The 22,273-nt window shown below is 36.4% G+C and carries 19 protein-coding genes and 1 pseudogene; 3 read left to right on the top strand and 17 right to left on the bottom strand.

Going from position 1 to position 22,273, the window contains the following annotated elements:
* The first annotated feature begins 310 nt into the window (after positions 1-310).
* Positions 311-979, top strand: a complete 669-nt coding sequence (locus AA0017_RS20950) for a cupin domain-containing protein (RefSeq protein WP_413377658.1) — start codon at positions 311-313, stop codon at positions 977-979.
* A 126-nt stretch (positions 980-1,105) separates the two neighbouring features.
* Here AA0017_RS20950 and AA0017_RS20945 read toward each other — a convergent pair.
* The 4 genes and pseudogenes from AA0017_RS20945 to AA0017_RS20930 all read right to left on the bottom strand — a co-directional run.
* Positions 1,106-1,267: pseudogene (locus AA0017_RS20945) on the bottom strand (nucleotidyltransferase domain-containing protein); the annotation flags it as partial.
* Positions 1,268-1,384: 117 nt separating this feature from the next.
* Positions 1,385-2,086, bottom strand: coding sequence for an SAM-dependent methyltransferase (locus AA0017_RS20940; RefSeq protein ID WP_413377656.1), 702 nt, complete (start codon positions 2,084-2,086; stop codon positions 1,385-1,387).
* 425 nt (positions 2,087-2,511) lie between these two features.
* Complete coding sequence (locus tag AA0017_RS20935) at positions 2,512-3,786, bottom strand: MFS transporter (protein ID WP_413377654.1); 1,275 nt, start codon at positions 3,784-3,786, stop codon at positions 2,512-2,514.
* Entirely contained in the window at positions 3,783-4,262 is a 480-nt protein-coding gene (locus tag AA0017_RS20930; RefSeq protein ID WP_413377653.1) for an ArsR/SmtB family transcription factor, read from the bottom strand. The genes AA0017_RS20935 and AA0017_RS20930 overlap by 4 nt, the downstream gene beginning before the upstream one ends.
* A gap of 285 nt (positions 4,263-4,547) precedes the next feature.
* Here AA0017_RS20930 and AA0017_RS20925 point away from each other — a divergent pair, with 285 nt between their 5' ends.
* The gene (locus tag AA0017_RS20925; RefSeq protein ID WP_413377651.1) at positions 4,548-5,462 is read left to right on the top strand and encodes a D-alanyl-D-alanine carboxypeptidase family protein; all 915 of its coding nucleotides are present in this window, start codon (positions 4,548-4,550) and stop codon (positions 5,460-5,462) included.
* A gap of 199 nt (positions 5,463-5,661) precedes the next feature.
* On the opposite strand, the gene tyrS is transcribed toward AA0017_RS20925, so the two are convergent.
* The 12 genes from tyrS to AA0017_RS20865 form a co-directional block, all read right to left on the bottom strand.
* Entirely contained in the window at positions 5,662-6,912 is a 1,251-nt protein-coding gene (tyrS, locus tag AA0017_RS20920; RefSeq protein WP_413377649.1) for a tyrosine--tRNA ligase, read from the bottom strand.
* Positions 6,913-6,932: 20 nt separating this feature from the next.
* Entirely contained in the window at positions 6,933-7,385 is a 453-nt protein-coding gene (locus tag AA0017_RS20915; RefSeq protein ID WP_413377647.1) for a MarR family winged helix-turn-helix transcriptional regulator, read from the bottom strand.
* 319 nt (positions 7,386-7,704) lie between these two features.
* Positions 7,705-10,314, bottom strand: coding sequence for an ABC transporter permease (locus AA0017_RS20910; RefSeq protein WP_413377645.1), 2,610 nt, complete (start codon positions 10,312-10,314; stop codon positions 7,705-7,707).
* Positions 10,311-10,994, bottom strand: coding sequence for an ABC transporter ATP-binding protein (locus tag AA0017_RS20905; RefSeq protein ID WP_413377643.1), 684 nt, complete (start codon positions 10,992-10,994; stop codon positions 10,311-10,313). The genes AA0017_RS20910 and AA0017_RS20905 overlap by 4 nt, the downstream gene beginning before the upstream one ends.
* Positions 10,995-11,351: 357 nt before the next feature.
* Positions 11,352-12,353: a sensor histidine kinase gene (locus AA0017_RS20900; protein WP_413377641.1), complete on the bottom strand. Its 1,002-nt coding sequence runs from the start codon at positions 12,351-12,353 to the stop codon at positions 11,352-11,354.
* 1 nt (position 12,354) lies between these two features.
* Positions 12,355-13,050, bottom strand: a complete 696-nt coding sequence (locus tag AA0017_RS20895) for a response regulator transcription factor (RefSeq protein ID WP_413377639.1) — start codon at positions 13,048-13,050, stop codon at positions 12,355-12,357.
* Between the two features lie 239 nt (positions 13,051-13,289).
* Positions 13,290-14,591 (bottom strand): permease prefix domain 1-containing protein, encoded by a 1,302-nt coding sequence (locus tag AA0017_RS20890; RefSeq protein WP_413377637.1) that lies wholly within the window; start codon positions 14,589-14,591, stop codon positions 13,290-13,292.
* Positions 14,588-14,989 (bottom strand): PadR family transcriptional regulator, encoded by a 402-nt coding sequence (locus AA0017_RS20885; RefSeq protein ID WP_413377636.1) that lies wholly within the window; start codon positions 14,987-14,989, stop codon positions 14,588-14,590. The genes AA0017_RS20890 and AA0017_RS20885 overlap by 4 nt, the downstream gene beginning before the upstream one ends.
* Positions 14,989-15,534, bottom strand: coding sequence for a sigma-70 family RNA polymerase sigma factor (locus tag AA0017_RS20880; protein ID WP_413377634.1), 546 nt, complete (start codon positions 15,532-15,534; stop codon positions 14,989-14,991). The genes AA0017_RS20885 and AA0017_RS20880 overlap by 1 nt, the downstream gene beginning before the upstream one ends.
* 313 nt (positions 15,535-15,847) lie before the next feature.
* Positions 15,848-17,266 carry an amidohydrolase gene (locus tag AA0017_RS20875; protein ID WP_413377632.1) on the bottom strand — a complete coding sequence of 473 codons (1,419 nt, stop codon included), beginning with the start codon at positions 17,264-17,266 and terminating at the stop codon, positions 15,848-15,850.
* A 136-nt stretch (positions 17,267-17,402) separates the two neighbouring features.
* Positions 17,403-18,122 (bottom strand): small-conductance mechanosensitive channel, encoded by a 720-nt coding sequence (locus tag AA0017_RS20870; RefSeq protein ID WP_413377630.1) that lies wholly within the window; start codon positions 18,120-18,122, stop codon positions 17,403-17,405.
* 22 nt (positions 18,123-18,144) lie between these two features.
* Positions 18,145-18,852 (bottom strand): DUF5058 family protein, encoded by a 708-nt coding sequence (locus AA0017_RS20865; protein ID WP_413377628.1) that lies wholly within the window; start codon positions 18,850-18,852, stop codon positions 18,145-18,147.
* 193 nt (positions 18,853-19,045) lie between these two features.
* Between AA0017_RS20865 and AA0017_RS20860 the strand changes: the two genes are divergently transcribed.
* A complete protein-coding gene (locus tag AA0017_RS20860; RefSeq protein WP_413377626.1) occupies positions 19,046-21,160 on the top strand; it encodes a helix-turn-helix domain-containing protein in 2,115 nt (704 codons plus the stop codon).
* Between the two features lie 231 nt (positions 21,161-21,391).
* Here AA0017_RS20860 and AA0017_RS20855 read toward each other — a convergent pair whose 3' ends face one another.
* Positions 21,392-22,273 (bottom strand): metal ABC transporter permease, encoded by an 882-nt coding sequence (locus AA0017_RS20855; protein ID WP_413377624.1) that lies wholly within the window; start codon positions 22,271-22,273, stop codon positions 21,392-21,394.

The following is a 22,273-nucleotide window of genomic DNA, read 5'->3' as shown; positions in this document are numbered from 1 at the left end:
AGAAAACCATTTGAAGCCATAATTAACCCATAATCAAATTGTTTGAGATTCTTCCCTGTTTAGGTTGAGCATGAGACTTTTTCAGTAGGCTCTTCAGTAGTATGATTTCTTGCCTATTCAGTATTAAAAATCTATATTTTACACTTACATTAAAACAAGCCAACTAAACCATTTCATTCCTTTCCTTCCATTAAACCAACCCTTACTCATTTCAATACTAACGTCTCTCCGTTTTATTTTTTCACCCTATTCCGTTTAGGCACATATCCTATAAACGGATAAAAAAATCTTAAAGAGGTGACAGGACAGTATGACAAAGTATATGGATTATACGTCTCCATCAGCACAATTCTTTTTTGATGTAAATACAAATAATCTTATGAGAAAAAATAATGAAAATTTCATAAATGTACTCGGTATACAACAATTAAATACGCTTGATAATGTCTCACTACTCGATATTTACCTTAGCAATTCCAATGTAGTTGAACCACATTACCATCAAAATGCAGCCGAGTTAGTGTATTGTATTTCTGGCTCAGCGGTTGTATCCATTTTAAATCCTTTTACAAAGGAATTATTAAATTTCCCGATTACTCCTGGTCAAGTCTCGAATGTACCGCAGGGCTGGTGGCATTATGAAGTCGCTACTTCTGACAATACGCACCTCCTTGCCATTTTTAATGCTCCACAGCCTGAGGTTGTTCTTGGTTCAGATATTCTCCACTTCACTCCTGATCAAATTATGGCTCATACGTATTGTATAGATGAAGAGCAATGGAAGGCCGCTACTGATTCTATCGAGCCGAACTTATTCATTGGACCATCTGCTAATTGTGAACGAAATCCATCACAAACAGCACATCAATCAAACCGCTCGAACCATTCCAATCAATATGCCAATACTTATTATCCACAGAACGCAACTCCAAACCATTATTATCAACCACAATTTCATCCACAAAAAAGACGTTATTAACAAATATATATCCTTCATTTCGGCGGATTCCTTTAATCCGCCTTACTCTCTTTTCCCTATAGCAAATCCAGCAAAATAGAAACCACCAAACGGTTCTAATATTTGTTCAACAAAGGAAATGATTCCGGTTATATCATTTTGCAGGATCACAATATCTAAATCTGATGTTTTGGTTGCCTCTCCTCTCACGGTACTACCAGCTAACAAGGCAAACTCACAATGTGGAAAACTCGATTCAATTATCTTTTTTGCCGCATCAACTGGGGATAGTTTGTGAATATCGTCCATCAGGGTCACATCCTTTTTTAGTTATCCACCTGCTAGTTGGGGAAATGTGAATAAGAGCGAAAGAGATGCTTGAATATAGCCCTCAAACCAGCGACGACCGTTAGGGATAAATTTGATTTATTTTAAAATTCTCAACATCGTATTAGCCCCTCTTTGAAACTCATATTCTACTTCTTCCATCACTACATCACAACCTAATCCACGAATATGACTAATTACAATATCAAGATGTTCATAACGTTTCCCATATAAATCGACAAGCGGAAAAATACGAACTTCCTTATTCGTCACACGAATCATTTCATTAATCGCCTCTAAATGAAAAGTTACGTCTAATCGGTCTCCATACATAAATAGAAAATGTGCGGATAAAAGCAGATCATATTCACCATCTGCAAACGGCAAATTAGGAATTGTCGCCGTAATATAGTTATCATTACATTGTGTATAGTCTGCCAGAAATGTCTGTAGAGCTGTTAAACGATGCTCTTTTAAATGAGGTATATTTTCAAAAAATTCCCATTGATACTTCGTTTTCGTCATGTGCATATTATCGATAACATGTTCAATATCTAGCACACCTTTTCTTCTGATTTGTTCCGGTGAAAATCGATATGCTTGGTCAATGGCGGTCACATTTAACCCCTTTTTAGCCGCAACGGCCGCAAAAGAGCACGCCCCAGCCGGGCAATCAAGAATCCGTTTGCCGATAAGCGCTTCCTCTGATAAGGCAAACATTTTTATATACTCCTCATACGATCGTCCAATAAAAACAATTCGCTCTAAATCTAATGCTATACTCTGCTCAACTTGACTCATCTACACTCACCTCAATTAATAAATTGATCCTACTATATCACAAAACAAGAAAAAATGAGCAAAAAGCAGAATTATTTTCTGAATGTTCAATTTTAATCAGACTTAATTTCATCACCACTTATAAGTCTCATGATTAAAATACATTCATCTAACCTATAGGTCCCATTAAAATGTAAGCACTTACTAACAGCTTTTCCACAGGACATTTATTACCCACCCCTTCTGACTTTTTAAACAAAAAAAATAGAGAAAAGCCTATTTTAATGCTCATCTCAAACATATTTTTATAATCATTTCTTATTTCAAATTTAACTATTTTGAAAATACTCATTATTTTATCCACAGATGTGGACAATATATATCGACCTTTTAAACTTGTTTATACACACTTCAAACAAAATCGATTTACTAGAAATAGCCACCGTTTATTTGTTCACAGCACCCGTTGGTTCTAATGCTACTTCTCCGTTTTCAAAATTAGCATTAAAGCTGACCTCATCGGCTTTTGGCAGTTTTCTTAGTGTCGGTTGGATTAAAAAGTATAAGCTAATAAATAACATGGATAGTCCAGCTAAAACGATGGGATAAATGACATTTATATTTCCAAGTGCTCCTCCAATTAATCCGCCAAGTGGCATAGCCAGGCCAGCAAAGCTTGTGACTACAGTAATAATACGGCCAACCAATGCTCTTTTTACCTTTTGTTGAATGATAGAGAATAAAATAATATTTGTAATTGTGATACATATAAAAGTAATTGGCATTAACATAAGGCTGATCCAAAACGGGACATAAGCAACACCAATAATAGCTATTCCAGCAACTAAAAATCCGACAATATGCAATTTACCAAATGAGAAGTTTTTAAATTTAGGTGTTATGATGGCACCAATTAAACTCCCTACTGTAATCGCTGATAATAAATAACCATAATATTCATCACTGCCACCATGAAAGAGTGCAAAAGCTGGTAATACAGCCATAGCCCCTCCGAAAAAGAAATTTATCATGATCGCTGGTCCAAGTATCTTTTTGAAAATATCTGAACCACGAATAAATTGAATTCCTTCATTTAAATCTTTTTTATATGTTTTCCATGCTGATGTCGATGATTTTTCATATCCAGATGAATCCTGGACTTGAAAACGGAAGAAACAATAAAGAATACCTGTGATGAAGTGACAAATCGCGGTAATAAAAACAGCCTCTGCATTGCCAACAAACGCAATTAAGATACCGGCTACAGCTAAAAAAACAACGTCTAGTCCTTCACGAAGTGTTTGCATTAAGGAATTTGCTTTGACGATATTTTTTTCCCCCACAAAAGTAGGGATTAAGGTTGTTTCAATTGGATACGTGAATTGTGAGATTAAAGCTGTGAAGAACATAATGGCAATGACATAAAAGACATGAAGAAGATCTAAGGAGTAAAGAAGTGGTATCGACATGAGTAGAATAGATTTTAGAAATTCAGCACTGATAAGCCCTTTTTTAAATGAAACATAGTTGGCTAGTGGAGCAATCAGAAAGCCGATAATATTCGGAATGCTAATCACAAAAAAAGTGACCCCTGAATAAAAGACATTCCCTGTTAAATGGAGCACAAGGAGCATCGCTGCTACGGAGTATATCCCACTGCCAAGCCCTTTGACAAATGCTCCTGAAAATAAAATATTAAAATTTCGATTAAATAATTTCATTCCATTTCCTCTCCTTTTGTTTGTTTAATATCAAGGTTTAAATGGTAGCTCTTACGTTTTTCGGTCGTTTTAGTTACTGATTTTTTTAAGTACTTTAATAATAAATGGCTATACTCATTTTTAAATTCTTCCAGTTCTTTTTCTGTAAAATCATGAACCGAATGATAACTTTCATGTTCCTCTACCTCCTCAGTTCCCTTTTCGGTTTTATTTTCTAAAACAAAATGTGTTGCTTTGGCTCGGTAATACTTTTCATTAATACCTTTTTTCTCTCTTACCTCTGTAAGCTCCAAAATATCATTTTGATAAAGTTGTTGAATGTGATAATGAATATTGCCTGGTGACATTTCTAACGCTTCTGCCACTTGTTTCGATGTCATCGGCTCCTCTGCTAATAAGTAGACGATTTTTACCCTTAACGGATTTGAGAGCAGTTTTTGTTGCTTAAGATTTATATTCATTCGTTTAAATTCCATTTTTCCAACCTCCAAGTCTATATTTTCTGACTTTTATTAATCTAATATCATTATATGATCTAAATTTATAGATCGCAACTATATTTTTAAAATAATCTAAAAAATTAGATCGTAAAATAAAGTTAAATTAAGAAACAAATCATCTAGCCCTAGTTTAACTTTGTTAAAATAAGGTGAGGTTAATAAAGACATTACGTTCTGTACTTTAAATCAATTGAACGGATGAGGAATAATCCCTGAAAGTTAGTTATTGATAAACATAATACAGAGGAGAATCTAGTTGAAATGAATAAAGTAATCGTTTTAAGTGGCACGGGTCTAGTCGCCTTATTTTTACTAATGAATTCGGAACATTCTTTGCCCTTTTGGCCAGATAAACAGATAAATTACCTTTTTGAAAGCTCCAAAGAACTAGAAGATAATTTATATAGTGAACAGTTTTATTTGCTGCGGTTAGACGATGAAAAAGTGATTTATCAAAAACGACATCAGCAAGAAATCTCGGTTGCTTCACTAACCAAAATGATGACAACATTAGTGGCGATAGAACAGCTTGAGCAAAAAGAGGAGTCAGTCAAAATTGACGCGGATATCTTTCCAATTTTAAATGAAAAGAACCTTGTTTTAGCTGGATTCCTTCCTAATGAAGAGGTTAAAGCGATTGATTTGCTTTATGGCACCTTACTGCCTTCAGGAGCTGAAGCTTCCGTTGCCTTAGCTAATCATATAGCGGGGTCAGAAATGAACTTTGTTGAGTTGATGAACCAAAAGGCTAATGAGCTTCATATGAACGATACCACATTTGCTAACGTAACAGGCCTTGATCAAGAAAACCATTACTCCACCGTGTATGATATGGCTCTTTTATTAAAAGAAGCCTTAAAAAACCCGACATTTAAAGAAATTTTTACAAGTGAGCGTTACACAACAGGAAGTACAAATCTTCGTTCAGAGGGCATTACGTTTAACAGTACAATGTTTCAAATGATGGAAGGTGAACCGATGATGCCTAATGTCAACATTTTAGGGGGAAAAACAGGGTATACAAGACAAGCTGGTCTTTGTTTAGCGAGTTATGCAATCGTTGATGGGGTGGAATATATTTTAGTCACAGCAGGCGCCGATGGCTCTAGCCAAACCGCTCCCTTCCATACAATCGATGCTCTTTATATTTATAAAAATGTGTTAGCTACTAAATAAACAGAAGTCCACCGACCTAGCCGGTTAGTTTAGCACCTTGCGATTGACGCGGAACATGATTTTCGGGGGCGGTGAGTAGACTGCCATTCGTAGCCATCCACTAAAATTCCGATAAATAGAACGAAAGCCAGTGACGTTTTAAACGAGTAAAATGTCACTGGCTCTTCCTACCAGAGGAGGGGTTTGTCCCAAACTCTTTCTATTCCTTATATTGCAGCTGTACGATCTTTCGCTTTCCTATTTGCACAACCATTCCATCTTCTACTTTGACAGTATGATAAAAATCGCTGACCTTTTCAGAATTGATTTTGACACCTCCATTTGTTATCATTTTTCTCGCTTCACTTTTAGAGGGCATTAATTTCAAGTCGACAAGCAAGTCCAAAATCGCGACCTCACCAGCCCCCTTCCATTCAACAGAAGGAATCTGCTCAGGCAAAACCCCTTTCTGAAAAACGGTAATAAAATGCTGTTCAGCGACTTCAGCAAGTTCTTCACTATGGTACATCCGCACAATGCTACGGGCTAATTTCATCTTGGCATCTCTTGGATGCAGTTCCCCTGATGCTAAGTCCCTTTTTATAGCTTCATTTTGCTCTATTGTGTAATCAGAAATTAACTCAAAATATTTGACCATTAAGGAATCAGGAATCGACATCGCCTTTCCATACATGTCCTTAGGTTTTTCATCAATGCCAATGTAATTGTTTTTCGACTTTGACATTTTCTCCAAGCCGTCTAACCCTTCTAATAAAGGCATTAAAATCGCAATTTGTTTCTCTTTTCCAAATCTCTCTTGGAAATGACGCCCCATTAAGACGTTAAAATGTTGATCAGTACCCCCTAGCTCAATGTCACTTTCTAAAACAACAGAATCATAACCTTGCATAAGTGGGTAGAAAAATTCGTGTAATGAAATAGGTTTACCTAAAGCAATCCGTTCTTCAAAATCATCTCGCTCCATTAATCTCGCAACCGTTATTTTTCCAGCGAGTTGAATAACTTCTTCAAAGCTTAATTTAGATAACCACTCTGAGTTATAATGAAGCTCCACTTTATCCATATCAATGACTTTTCCAAACTGCTCAAAGTACGTTTTAGCATTTAATTTTACTTGTTCATCGGTTAATTGTTTTCTCGCAACAGACTTCCCAGTCGGGTCACCGATTTTTCCAGTAAAATCACCAATTAATAATTGAATCGTATGTCCATTATCTTGAAATTGCTTCAGTTTTTTTAACACAACGGTATGACCTAAATGGACATCTGGTGCTGATGGATTAAGTCCAAGCTTTACCTTTAAAGGCCGATTTTCTAAAATAGAATTTACTATCTTTTTCTCTAACTCTTCAGACGGAATGATATCATGTGTTCCTTCTTGATAAATGGCCAACTGCCTTTTTACTTCATGTTGTTGTTCCATTGTTAATTTAGCCACTGTCGTTTCCATCTAATTGCCTCCCCTTTTATTTAAAAGTTTTGCTCCTTAATCACTTTTCGCAGTAAGTTTGAAAGCTGTTTTTGTTCTTCTTTGTCTAAACCAGAAACGATTTCCACTTCTTTCTGATGAAAATGCGGATATAACTCCTCCATGACCATTTTTCCTTTTTCTGTTATCAAAACATTCGTTAACCTTCTGTCATGTGGATCTGATTTGCGATAACAAAGTTCTTTACGCTCTAATGTATTGGTCACATTACTAACCGTTGCTTTAGTAACTCCCGCTAATTCCGCTAGCCTTTTTGTTTCAACCGAATCATGTATCCATAAATCATATAAGAGCGAAAAGGAAGTCCATGATAATTTATACGGAGCAAGTACCTCTTTCTCCATTTTGTTACGTAGCCCTTGAGCCGCCCGGTAGGTCATTGTTACTGCCGAGATGGCCTCCATATTTAAAGAGCTTATCGATAATTTGGACACTCGATTTAATGTATCAACCTCTTCTTCAAGTAAGTGACCTTCTTTATTAAAAGTATAAATAATATTACTCCCTCTCTAATTTTCAAAACCATTAGCTATGAAACGATATTAGCAAATTAGTCGAATGAATGCAAGTCGAGGTGCTAAATAGAATATTTTGGATAGTTTTTCGAAGTGAGTAGAGCGTTGAAAATCTGCACTTAGAGACTGCGAGGCAGACACCACCTTTGACTATTCCATTAGACATTCTCTATATCAAAAAAAAGACTACTAATATTGCTCCTAGTAGTCTCCTTCTGATAAAAACAGCAATTCCTCTTTATATATTTTCCTGCTTTAAGGCATCAATGATATTCTCTTTTTTCACCTTAGACATTGAGTATAACATCGCAGCTCCGACGATCATAAAGACAGCAAATACGACGATAACGATATTCATCCAAGGAAGTTCAAAAGCATAAGAGAATGTATTTTGATTCGTATAATAAATATAATACATAATCGCAACACTGATTGGCAGTCCATATAAGGTTGACTTCAACCCATAGAAAATACTTTCAAAATAGATCATTTTATTAAAGGATTTTGGCGTCATTCCGATTGATTTTAGCATCGCAAACTCTCTTTTTCGTAAAGCGATACTTGTTGAAATCGTGTTAAATATATTGGCAATAGAAATCAAAGTGATTAATGTAATAAACCCGTAAATAAAAATGGATAATATTTTCATGATGTTTTCATCTGTTTGACGACTTAAAAATGAGTTATGAATACTCATACTTGCCGTATCATCCATTGAGTCAAGTTGCTCCTGTGTTGCGACTGGATCGTCTGTTTGTAAGAAAAGACCATAACCTGGCTCTCCTTCTTCTTTACTCGCTATTATCTCTTCAAAAACGACTGGAGACACAATCATCGTTAAATTGCCTAGCCAAGAATTAAAATAACCTATCGGCAATTGGCTTGTTAAGTTGGCGATTTCGATCGAACCGACCTCTTGATTAACATAATCATTTCCTTCTTCATCAAAGATCATTTCTGATAAGGTAAGGATGTCACCAATTTCTGCATTAATTCCTGTTGCTTCAACATATTTCCCTTGCTCACTATCCTCATACTGAATGTTATCAATTAATATTGCCCTACGTTCATTCGGATCATTTAATTGCTCTATGTTTCCACCAACTAATGCTGCATATTGATCAAATATAGCTTGTTCCATCGTAACGAGTTCAATATAATATTGATATTTTCCCTCTTCCATCATGTCTGGATATTCTTCCACTAGCTTTAGGATTTCAGACGGTAAATATTGTTCCTCCACCCATAAGTGAAAATTACTTGTCCGATTTAAACTGTAGTCGGTCACATTCTCCAATAAGCTTATTTGCTCCATTAAACGATCCATCTCACCATTATAATTACTGGAGTATATGCTAATATCAAAGTTATTTCCACTTTGGGACATATCTAATGATTTTGTTAAACTCAAGGTAAAATAAGACACACTCAAAAATAAGACAATGCTGATCATTAAAGAAAAGACGGTAACTTGATACCTCTTTTTGTTCCTCTTTAAGTTCTTTAAAGCAATTTCTGCTTCCATTCCAAAGATTTTGCGAACGATTGGTAAAGTTTTAACCGCACGTTTTGTTAGTTTGACATCCTTTGTTTGTCGAATCGCATCAATAGCTGAAATTTTCGAAGCTCGTTTGGCTGGAATATAAGTAGAAATAAAAATTGTTAAAGCTGAAATTAATACCGCAATAAGGACAGACCATGGCGATACGACTAGATATAATTCATTATCGTAACCAATGTTGCTTAATATTGAGTTAATGATCATTAATGTTACCCAAATCCCTGTAACTCCAGCGAGAACTCCAATTGGTATACTAATTCCACCTATAATTAACCCTTCAAAATAAACCGAATTCCTCTTTTGTCGCTTAGTTGCCCCAACACTTGAAAGCATACCTAAATATCGTGATCGCTCTGATACCGAAATGGCAAAAGCGTTAAAAATAAGGGCGACAGAACCTACCATAATAATTACGATAATAATTGAAAGAAGACCATAAAGAGTTGTTTGCATATTATCATTTGCTGTAAAGCCATGATACCTCAAGAGATCATGATTGTAATAAACGGTCTCGATCCCGTTTGCTTTTGCAAAAGCATCAGCATCATCAAAGAGAGCCCTTTTTACTTTATCTAAAGTCACAAACCCAAAAACATCTGAGCTTTTGGCAACTGTTTCTTGGTCAAGAAAGGAAATAATGGAATAGCCCGCCGACCAAAAATAATCCCAAAATGGACTTTCCACAACTCCGACAACAGTGTAAGTTTCATTTTCTACATTAATTAACGTTTCTTGCGTTTCATCATTCGTTACAAATAATGAACCATTATCGCCTCGGTTCAAGTAAAAATCTTCACTGTCAGAAAATCGTTGCCCCACTTCTAGTTGAAGCTCGTCACCAATCTCGAACTGGACACGGGCATTTTTAGCGATTTCTTCTGAGATGACTACTTCATTGCTTTTTTCAGGAAGACGGCCACTTACTAAATTAATTTGCATTTGCTCAAAGCCATCTTCGTTCATTTGCTGTACATATAAATAAGGTTTGCTTCTATTAGCGCTCCCTTCCAAAAACGCATACCCGCGCTCATGCAAAAGAGAGAGGTAATCTGTGTTTACCTCATTTTGAACTGCCTCAACTTGCTCTTCATTCAACCCGCCATACATTACATGCCAATCTCCATGCATTTCAATCGAATCACGTTGGAGCATGTTCATAAAGGACGTACCTAATGTGGCGACCGCCATCACCATTGCTACTGAGATAATCGTACCAATTAATGTAATCAGTGTCCGCTTTTTGTTTTCTTTTAAATGTCTGACGGTCACTTTGTTGACGATGTTCATGGACGAATCACCTCGTCCTTAGCGATTTGTCCGTCTTCAATCGAGATAACCCGATCAGCTTGTAAAGCAATTCGGTCATCATGGGTAATCACAATCAGTGTTTGGTTATACGTTTTATTAAACATCTTTAATAAATCGATAATTTCCTTACTATTTTTACTATCTAGATTCCCAGTTGGCTCATCGGCAAGCATAATCGCTGGATTACTGACGAGAGCACGCCCGATCGAGACACGCTGCTGTTGTCCTCCTGAAAGCTGATTTGGGAGATGGTTCAGCCTTCCTTCTAGCCCTAATCTGTGAACAGTATCCATAAAATGCTTCTGATCGACTTTATATGAGTCTAATAAAAGTGGAAGGGTCATATTTTCTTCAACCGTTAAAATAGGTAACAAATTATAAAACTGATAAATCAAGCCGATTTGTCGTCTTCTAAAAATCGCTAAATTTGTTTCATTTAATTCATACATATCAGTGTTATCTACTAAAACCTTTCCACTGGTTGGGCGGTCTACTCCTCCAAGTAAGTGTAGGAGCGTCGATTTCCCTGAACCTGATGGACCGATAATGGCCACGAATTCACCTTTTTTAACTGTAAAAGAAACATTATTTAATGCTGTAACCGCAGTTTCTCCTTTGCCGTACACTTTAGACAGATTTTCTATTTTTAAAATATCCATATTGAATCCTCCATTTGTTGTTATGATACGTTTAGTATATCTGCCTAAAATGACTGTGAGGTGACTACCAAAGTGACAGTTTAGTCACTTTCAGTATTTCTATATTAGTCAAACATTAGTGTCTTTAATATGAGTATTTGGTCTACTCCGTGAGCTGCATGCCCTACGCGTTCCGCGGGTGAACCGGGCATTCCGCTCGCTCCGCTTTGGATTATGAAACAACAGTTTGAACCCATGTGCGACTATCTACTCGGATAACTAATTTCTAAGATAAGGTGATGTTGAGCTCCATACTTTATGCTTTCTCCTGTAGACTTCTCGTCCATTGCCAATCATTGTACAGTGCCATCAGTACGTTTAAATAATCTGCTTGTAAAATTTAATAAAGAAGCTTGTGCCTTTTCCTTGTTCACTGTGGACTTCTATGTCTCCTTTTTGACTCGTTATAATGCTATGAGCCATTGCTAAGCCGATGCCAACACTACCCTCTACAGCATTTTTACCTTTATAAAAACGTTTGAAAATATAAGGTAAATCGCTCGACACAATTCCGACTCCGTTATCCTTAATCACAAGCTCTGTAAATAAACTGTTTTCGAGATACTCAATTTCAATTTTTCCGCCAATAGGAGTATGTTCCACGGCATTTTTAATTAAGTTGATAAGTGCTTCCTTTGTCCAATTATAATCACCGCTAAATGTGGCTCCTTCTTGCCCCTTTACTTCAATTAAAATCTCTTTTAGCTCAATTGGAATGAGCATTGGTTTGAGTGCTTCGTTCATTAGTTTATGTAAATTAATGGTTTCCTTTTTAAACAGAATCGTTCCAGCATCGATCTTAGAGAGCTTTAATAAAGAAGAGACGAGCCAATCCATTCGCTCAAGCTGCATTTGGATATTTTGCGTAAACTCTTTTCTTTTTACAGGGTCAAGCTGTGGATTACTTAGCAAATCAGACATTACGGTCATAGATGTCAGAGGTGTTTTGATTTGATGCGATATATCAGAAATCGCATCTGTTAATTTCTGTTTGTCCTTTTCCAATCCAGAACTGTATTCTGACAACCGTAATGTCACTTTATAAATATCATTTTTTAAGATACTCAGTTCTCCTTCTTGATTGTCTCTAACATCAAGGGAGTAATGCCCCGCATTAATTTTCCGTAAATAACCGGTTAACTTTTTAATTTCACGGTAACGCCAATGGGTGAATACGAAATAACTACCTATAAAAAGAATCGCTAAAATGGTTACAATAATGGCCGCCTCGACCGAGAAAAAGTACACAAAAAGAACGGTAATTGCCGCCATGATCACCTGAACTATTAATAAAATTCGAACCTCTTTGTTTCGAAACATTCTACACCCCAACCTTATAGCCTAAGCCGCGTACAGTCTGAATAATCTTCGGCTTTTGTGGATCATCTTCTAACTTTTCCCTTAGCCTCTTTATATAAACGGTAAGTGTATTGTCATTGACAAAATCTCCGGCCACATCCCATATTTGCTCAAGCAACTGAGTTCTTGAAAGAACTTGACCACGATGATTGGCAAAAATCATAATCAGCCGATACTCCAACGCCGTCAGTAAAATTTCTTCCTCTTTTTTATAAATCTTGCCTTCTAAAAGATGGACCTGCACATCCTGAAGCTTTATTATATTTTGAGGCTTCTGCTCATTTGTTGCTGACTTTTCATACCGCCTCAAAACCGATTTAATCCGAGAAAGGAGCTCTCTTATCCGAAAAGGCTTCGTGATATAATCATCCGCTCCCATATCTAAACCCATTACGACATTCACTTCATCATCCACAACCGTTAAAAAAATAACCGGTACATCGCCATTTTTTTTCACTTGCTGACAAAGCTCATAACCCGACCCATCAGGTAAAGACAAATCAAATAAGCATAAAGAAATTCCCTTTAATTTTGAGGCGATCACTTCTTTAGCTGATTGAACATCGTGACATAGAATCGTCTCATAGCCTTCCTGCTGCAACGAATATTCAAGCCCCAATGCGATCGTTTTATCATCTTCTACGAGTAAGATTTTCATTAAACTTTCCTCCGAATGCATTCATTATGATTCCTTTTCTACCTTTGTTATATCATTTTATAAACATTGATGCATTAGCCCTCTTACACATTTTGGAATTACGAGCTGTTTCATAACTTATTCTTAAATAACCTTTTGCCAAATTCGACGAATAATCTATTTCTCATTAGATCATTAAAAACCAACCATTCTATCAAAAAATATGGTTGGTTTTTATGTTTTTACTTTTGAAAGCTCCCTCACCTAAGTGCTCCTTTTTGCAAAAATAACTTCCGCCTATAGACACTTAACATTAGCCCAATAATAACACTATAAAAAACCTTCTCCGCTCCTCCATAACTTAAAATAGGAAAGTTAACACCTGTGTACGGTAATAGCCCAAAGATCATCAACGTGTTATACAGAAATGGGAAAAATATAATAACGATCCCTCCCACTAATAATAATCGCCCTGGTTCATACTGTAATTGAATAAAGAGCCAAAAAAAGCGAATGACAATAGCCATAAATATAAGCATTAATAATCCAGTTAAAAGCCAGCCTCCATAATAAATAACAATTGCTAAGGCCGTAATTGTATGTATATCTGGGATTGTTGTTATCCAGCTCATGTCCTTTTGTCCAAACCAGGAGGAGGCAACAATAATATCTGTCAACCGTTCATAAATCCAACTGGAACCGCCCGAATCCATTCTTAATACGGCATAAATACGATCATAATGGTGTGGGCGCATAAACAATAATAATAAAATCACGAAAGCTCCACTAATGACTGCATTGACCCACAAAAAATGACTTTTCAATTCCCTATTTAGCGATGAAAAAATAATAAGCATAAACGAAACAACTAAATGTAAAAGCGTTAAAAATGGTCCAAGATCATTACCAAGCAAAAAAACAGGAGACCAGATGCTCATAAAGAGTGGCCAAGTTTTTTTGAATGATGTTATTCTTGCAAAAGCTAAAAATCCAACTAACCCAATGAACAGAAAGAAAATAAACCACTGATGCGGAATTCGTAATCCAAATAAATAAAGCTTTTCCAAACCATATACATTATAAATAAAAGGCATATTAAACAAAGAACCGACAAGAAATAAAAGGATATAAGCTGCCGCTAAAGCTAAAAACCATTTCCAGCGTATAATCAAGTGACGAAAATCAAAAAACATCAGTCCCATTATACAAATAAAACTTAACAAAACCGAAAATAGCTGTGTTTCAACTCGCATCGCCTGTATGTCGACAAGCAAAAAAGGAACAAAGCTTAATAAAAACAAGCCCCCTACTAAAGCGAGCATCCACCAATCAATCAATGGTCGGTGTAATTTGTTCATTTTCCTCCCTAGTTGGACAGGGTCACCCATTCGCGATATCGCATTGACTTCCGCTTCTTCATCTGAATATCCAGCTCTCATATTAGCTTTTTTACTTTGCTGAAGATGCGAGTATAGTTCCTTTTGAACAAGGTGTTTGCCTTCTTTTGATTTCATTTGCTCAGTCACTCTTGTTAAAAAAGCATCAAAGGATTTTGTGGTCATGTCCACCTCTCCTGCCCACTCAGTTTTTCCTTATGTTCCTTTTCCATTTTCCGCAAATACTTCTTCCCTTTTTTACTGATGAGGTAATACTTGTCTTCCTCTAACCATTCACCATTTAAAAGTTCATCCTGTTCAAATTGATGCAAAAGCTGATACAGTTCCCCTTCATGGTTTTCAAAATACTTTTCACCAATTTGCTCCATTTTGATTAAAAGTTCATACCCTGTCAAAGCCTGATGACTTAGTATTGACAAAACCTCTCTTTTTAACTGCTCTGTCGTAACACTTGAACGCTGAAGATTAGCCAATACTTTGTTTTGTAGCTCTGGTGAGAAAGACATCTTTTTAAAAACTGAATTATCCATTGTTTTTTTTAACTTTTTCAATTGGTCATCCATTACAAGTCCTCCTCATTCCACTTGATCCTTAATTTTCGTCTCGCTTGATAGAGTCTTGTTTTCACTGTTCCTTCCTTTACTTTTAACAACTCTGAAATCTCTCCAACTGAACATTCTTGATAATAAAAAAGATAAATGACTTCACGGTATTTAAGTGGCAAACTAAAGACTTTGCACACAAGCTCTTCCTCTTCTGCTTTTTCAACTGTTCGAATTTCGGGAGTTTTCTCCACTGTATGTGAAAGAAAAAAGTCCTCTGCTTCGGTTCGAACTTTTCGAAAATGCCAGCTTTTTAAATAGTCCTTACTTTGATTAATCGCAATTCGATAAAGCCACGTTCTTAAAGAGGAGCGTTGCTCAAACTGGTCAATTCGCTCGTACACTTTTATAAAAATATCTTGTGTCAAATCCTCAGCAACTTCTTTATTTTTCACATAGGAATAAATAAGTCGGAGCAATTCATCGCCATATGTATTCATAATTTCTATTAATATCTCTTCTTTATCTATCACACGCTCTTGTTTTTGTTCATAAGCAAAAGCCATACTTCTCCCCCTTTCTTCATTTGACGAATCATCCTTTCAGTTGGTTTTATTTTTCCCTATGAATTTGGAATGGGTAGGTTTAAAAGTCTGAACATATGCCCACGACTGTCTCATACTATATCAAAAAATACTGCCCTTTACCCAACCAAAAAACGAGCACAAAACCCTCCTGATATGAAAAGCCGGTGACATTTTACAACGAGTAAAATGTCACCGGCTTTCATTATATGTATTAAGCGGATTGGCTGGCGATGAATAGCGTTCTACTCACCGCTACCGAAAATCATACTCCGCACCAGTCGCCAACCTAAACTTAATGAACTTTCTCTTTACTTTTTTGAATCGGAGGTTTTATTTCTTTTGGGATTCCAGCAACATATTGTCTCCCATTTGAACTTCTCATAAATTCATCCTTTGCTTTCTCAAGTACACTTTCTTTATTATTCAACAAATCATACGCTGTCAATGACATGATTTGAGCTGCTAAATGCATTCCTTTATAACCTATCGTTGACCCAAATGATGAAGTTGCCTGCCAAGAATGAAGTTGAACACCTACAGGAGCACAAGTTGTACTAACCATGCCAGTTGGTGTAATCCAACTTACATCTCCCACATCTGTTGAACCACCAACTGATTGTCCATTTAATTCCCGATTGTATTGAACGTTTGTTGGGAGTAGCTCATTAACCGTACTTCCAAACAAACCAGTTGCCTTTTCAACTGATTGATCAATCGAACTCACTAACTGTTTTGCAAATGCTTGTTCATCTGCAGTAAATACTAAATCTGTATATTTTTCCATATTGTCATACATTAACTCATTTAAATGTTGATTAGGACGAGTTTCATATGCAAATGCTAAAATCTCTGATTCTACATTTGTTTCCGTCATCATCGCTGCACCTTCTGCGATTTTCTCCACTCTCCTGAGTAATTGATCAACTTTATCTTTGCTAGCTCCTCTTAAATAGTACCATACACTTGCCTCATCAGGAACAACATTCGGTGCCAGTCCACCATTTGTAATGATGTAATGAATACGAGAACCATCTGGAACATGTTCACGCAAATAGTTGGCTCCTGTATTCATAAGTTCTACACCATCCAGAGCACTTCTCCCTGCATGAGGTGCTGAGGCCGCATGGGCAGTAATACCTTTAAAATGAAATTTAACAGAAACTACTGCTTGCATACTCATATTTATAATTGTATTGGAGTTACCAGGATGCCATGTTAAAGCACAATCTAAATCATGAAAGACGCCTTCTCTAGCCATAAAAGTTTTTCCAGAGAGAACTTCTTCTGCCGGGCAACCATAATAACGGATTGTTCCACTAAGCCCCTCCTCCTTCATAACTTTCTTTAAAGCTACAACAGCTTCTACACCCGCTGTTCCTAGTAGATTATGCCCACAACCATGTCCAGGACCATCAGAAATAATTGCCTCTTTAACAGTACTTACGTGTTGAGAAAGTCCTGGCAATGCATCATATTCACCCAATATCCCGATGATCGGTTTACCCCCGCCGTATTCAGCAACAAACGCTGTACTTATGCCAGCAATATTTGATTGAATTGTAAACCCCTCTTCTTCTAATTTAGACATTTGTAAACTAGAAGCATACTCTTCTTCATATGCTACTTGAGGGTGATTCCAGATTTTTTTCGCCATATCCGTAAACTCTGACTGATTACTGTTAATAACTTGTACAATTTTTTGTTTACCCAACCTAATCATCCCTTATAAATTTATTCTGCAGATTCAAAGCTATCAAAAACATGGTCAAATTGGTTCGTTGTTAAACTTAAACAACCATAATCCAATGATAATGCTTGAAGCTTATGATGTGAATTTTTATTTACCCTTATTCTACCTCTTTTTGTCTTTTTAATTTCTCCATAAACATACAAACAATCACTGTTCCAAATATACATAAAAACGTCTGCAAAGGGCGTGGTACTGGACCTAAATTGACAAACAACCCAAATGCAATTGCAACGACTCCCCACAAAGGTCTTTGAACCGCCAGTTTTGCAATAGCTCCTCCAAATATAGCAGGAAGCACATATTGAAATGAACCAATGACAGATTCAGGCAAATGAGATATTAATAAAGAGCCTCCTAATATAGTAAATATCAAGATAATGATATTTACTAGCGAAGCAGTAGCAATAGCGAGTGAGGCTGTAATCTCTCCTTTTTTTGTGCCAGGTTCTGCCCCAACTACAGCTTGAGCAATTGAGGCACTCGGGAGGCACATATTTCCGATATTTCCAGTTAGAAATGCAAGATAAGTACCGGACGCACCGAGCACTGGATAATAACTTATCGGCTCAATGACCCATACTAGCGCAACAATTGAGGCATACGCAGCAAATCCTGATATAATGACCATCCAACTCGGGTGAAAGCCAAGAACAAATGAAAGATACAGGGGGACCATTAACGTCAAAATGATTACTGCCCAGATACACAAGCGTCCCCAAAAATGTGCTTTATCTTGAAAAGCATCAAAGTCCATCGCTCCTACTACTTTTTTACCTTCGCTTAGACCAATATTTCTTGCTTTATTTGGTAATGACATTCAACATTCCCCCACCTTTCCTTTATGAAACAATGTAACCTACTGTTAACCCCACAATGATAACCAATCCAAGAGACCATTCTTTCAACCAGTTCATTTTAAATCGCTCGGCCATCCACATGATGACCGGCATACAGATAAATGCAACGACTAATACGATTGATTCTGCTAAACCCTTTACCATTTCACTTGCCCCAAGATAACTAAAGGCTCCTAGCATCGCTGCGGTTGAGATCCATCTTAAAGTATTTACATTCTTAGCTTTAGCAATCGTTTTATCTTGTATTTTCCCTAGTGACTTTGTAAATAATACTGTGAACAACAACCAACCCATTCCACCTAGACACATAACCCAAACAGCTGCTGTAAAAGCCTGTGCAGTATAAGTGGAAGACCCTAGCTCACTTCCAGCAGCTTGAGATCCAAGACTGGCAGCGACTGTTTCAATTGGAGCAGAACCGACGATAGCAATACGCATTAGCGTAACAGGGTCGCCGATTAATGTCAGTAAGGAAATTGCTACAACCACTATTGCTAAGGATGGTCCTAATGAGCTAATCGCTCCCGTTCTTATAACCGCTTTAACCTCTTGAGAACTCATCCCGACAGATGCACTTGTTTTTGAAGCAAGCCTTATAAATAAAAGCGCCTGACATATAACAAAACCCGCTACCAATGAAGCAAAGACCCAAAGGGGCCAACTATTTGCAATCTGCATGACTTGTTCCATCATTCATCCCTCTTTCTTGATTTAAATTTTAAAATATGATCCTCCTTATTGAAATAAATTTTTAAATATTACCACTTTTCAGATTATAAATTTGACTATACAATTAGGGAAATGATAATTCAATGTGTAATCATACACATTATATATAACCAATGTATACATTCATACATTTAGGTATCGAGGTGAGGATTAGATGAATGAAGTAGATTACTATCAATTATTTTTAAAACGGAAATTAAAAGGCATACCATTTCAAGTTTGGGGATACGATCACTACCATAAAGAAAAGAGCTTACTATACAGAACTGGGAATAAAGAACCTTTTTCACCAAAGTTTGACGATTCTGAAAAGGAAACAAAGTCCTTTCAAGTAAAAAAACAAAGTGATTTAAATTTAAATTACTTTTATTACCCAGACGGAAATCAAGTTTGCGTCTGTATCTTTTCACCCATTACGGTTCTTACTGATGAGGAAGTAGAGTATTTATATCATTTTATTTCTCTTTCACTAAGCAAAGAAATTATCCAAGCAAAAAATACTGAATTACATAATGTGGTCGACAGTATTCTTTCGATAACTTCTAGCTTAGACCTTGAGGATGTACTAGAAAAGATCATTAGTAATGCTCTTAAAGTAATTCCTGCATCCGATGCAGGCTACTTACTTTTATACGATCCATCCACTCAGCTACTCATTCCAAAAGCCCCTGTAGGATTTAATGAAAACATTTTTCATTTTAAAGTAAAGGTCGGAGAATCTATTACCGGGAAGGTATTCGAGGATGGAGAAGGAAGGATCTTTAATTCAAAAGAAGGACTTTATAATGAAATGTATCGTAATAATATTTCAAAGGAAAATTATTATTACATTACTTCTGCCGCACGTCCAACAGAAGCAGCTATGTGCGTACCGATATCAATAGATGATAAAAGAATTGGGGTTATGACTATTCTTCAGTGGAATAAAAAGAAAGAATTAGTCGAACATGACCTAAAGTTACTACAAGGCTTTGCTGCTCAAGCTGCAATCGCCATTCAAAATGCACAATTTTATTCACAAGCTAATAGAAGATTAAAAGAAATTACGGAACTAAATAACCAACTAAAAGGAAAGAACATCCAACTTCAAAAACGATATGAGGTGCATGCAGCTTTAACCAATATATCTCTTCAAAATAAAGGAATTGAAACGATTGTGTATGAATTTAATCACATGGTTGATCCGACAGTTTCATTTTTAAACGCACTTGATAACAACTACTATTCTAATACTACAGTTCTAGCACCGTTAAGTATTTACGAAATGAAAGAAATCTTCTCAAGGAGACGTCAACCACTGCATATAAAAATTATAGAAAAATCAATAAAAACTTACTATTTATATCCTATTTATAACGGTCATTTATTTCTCGGTTGCCTCATTACAAATGTAAGAAAGTCGATTTCAAAAACAGATCAAATGACACTTGAACAAGGTAGTTCAATATTAGCTCTCGAATTACTAAAGAAACAAACCGTCACAGAAATCTATTATAAAAAAACTCATGAACAATTTGAAGGTTTACTTAAGTATCAAGATACTGAACAGATGCAAAAGCGAGCAAAAGATATCGGGTTAAACCCTTCCTCCTATTGGTTGATAACCATTTTTGAGATACCACATTATTCTGATATACAGTTGCTTGAAATTGAAGTCCATCAGCTCATATCAAAAGTCAAAAATGCGTTGCCTACTAGTGTGAGATTAATATATGGTTTTCACAATAAAATTGTTGTCCTTATTTCAGATTTAACGCGCAATAACCTTTACCCTATTCCCCCAAAAATTCAGCAACTTAAGGTCGATTGGTTAAACAATGATAATCATCCTTTTCGCGGTGGAATTAGTACTGTTTATAGCGGATTAGAAAATATCAAAAAATGTTATGAAGAAGCCAATAAAACACTTTCTTATTTAGCTAACCGAAATAAAAATGACATTATTCGTTATGAAGATATTGGGCTGAATAAATTATTTTTAAATCAATCAACGAATGAAATTGAACAATTTATTAACGAGGTTTTTTCTCCTCTTTGGTCAAATACTGATCGTAGTAAAGATTTAGAAAAGACACTTCTCATTTACATTAAATCTAACCGTTCGGCTACTAAAACAGCAGAACAACTTCATATTCATATTAATACACTCTATCAACGCTTAAAAAAAATTGAAGATTTACTTGAAATAGAATTAAATAAAAATGAGGACACTCTAAAAATCCAGCTAGCATGCCACCTCAGAGAAACCTATCAACATTCCATTATGTAGTCGACTAAAAAACTAAACGATTCATTCTTTGCGTATCCTTCTAATGAGGGTTAATGAGTTGTTAGTTCCCTATCCTAATATGAAAAGAAGTGGATGAACCCCAATAAAAAAACGAGCCCGATGTCATCATCGAACTCGTTTTTTATTTAAGAGCGGTTAGGTCCCGCCCTCTATCATGCTGTTCATTCTATTTTTAAAATAGTCTTTTTCCTAACTTTTGTAAACAACTTTTTAGCTTGTAGTTGATGTATCGGCTGGCCTTATCCATTTTGATACTAAACCATGCTTTGGTGAAAAAATAAAGCTAACTAGAAAGACTAGGCCTGTTGCAAAGGCCATTGATCCCGAAATCGATGTATCAATCCAAGCTGCGATATAGTATCCAACAATTGCTGAAATAACGCCGAAGCTCGCACTTAATATAAGCATCACCGCCAGTTTATCCGTCCAGAGGTATGCAGCTGCTGCAGGTGTTATCAGCATCGCGACGACCATAATGGCTCCAACCGCATCAAAGGAAGCGACCGTTGTAATCGACACAAGGCTCATAAACAAATAATGCATAAAGACAACTGGAATTCCTAGACTTGCGGCAAGGGCCGGATCAAAGGAAGTAATCTTCCATTCTTTATAAAAAGCAATGATAAAAATAAGAACGACCACTAACACTAAGGCGAGCATCGCGGTCGTCGTCGGAATCTCACCAACAATTGGATAGACGGTCGTTTCAAATGGAACAAAAGTGATCTCCCCCATGAGGGCATGTTTCACATCCAAATGAGCATTTCCAACAGCTGTTGATATTAAGATGACTCCAATGGCAAACAAGGTCGTAAAAACGATTCCCATCGAGGCATGCAGCTCAATATCAAGGGAATGCAGCCACTGTACAAGAAACGCCGTTAATACCCCTGCAATTACCGCACCTATTAACATATGTGGACCGCTTAGCTCTCTTGTCATTAAAAAAGCAACGACAATCCCTAATAAGACCGTATGACTAATCGCATCTGACATCATCGCCATCTTTCTCAGGATTAAAAAGACTCCAATCAAACCACAGGATAGCCCAACTAAGGCAGCCGTTAAGATAATCCAAGCTGTATATGTCAT

The organism is Alkalihalobacillus phoenicis (assembly GCF_047302405.1).
Taxonomy (GTDB): Bacteria; Bacillota; Bacilli; order Bacillales; family Bacillaceae_D; genus Alkalihalobacillus.
This window is presented reverse-complemented; position numbering and strand designations above follow the sequence as displayed.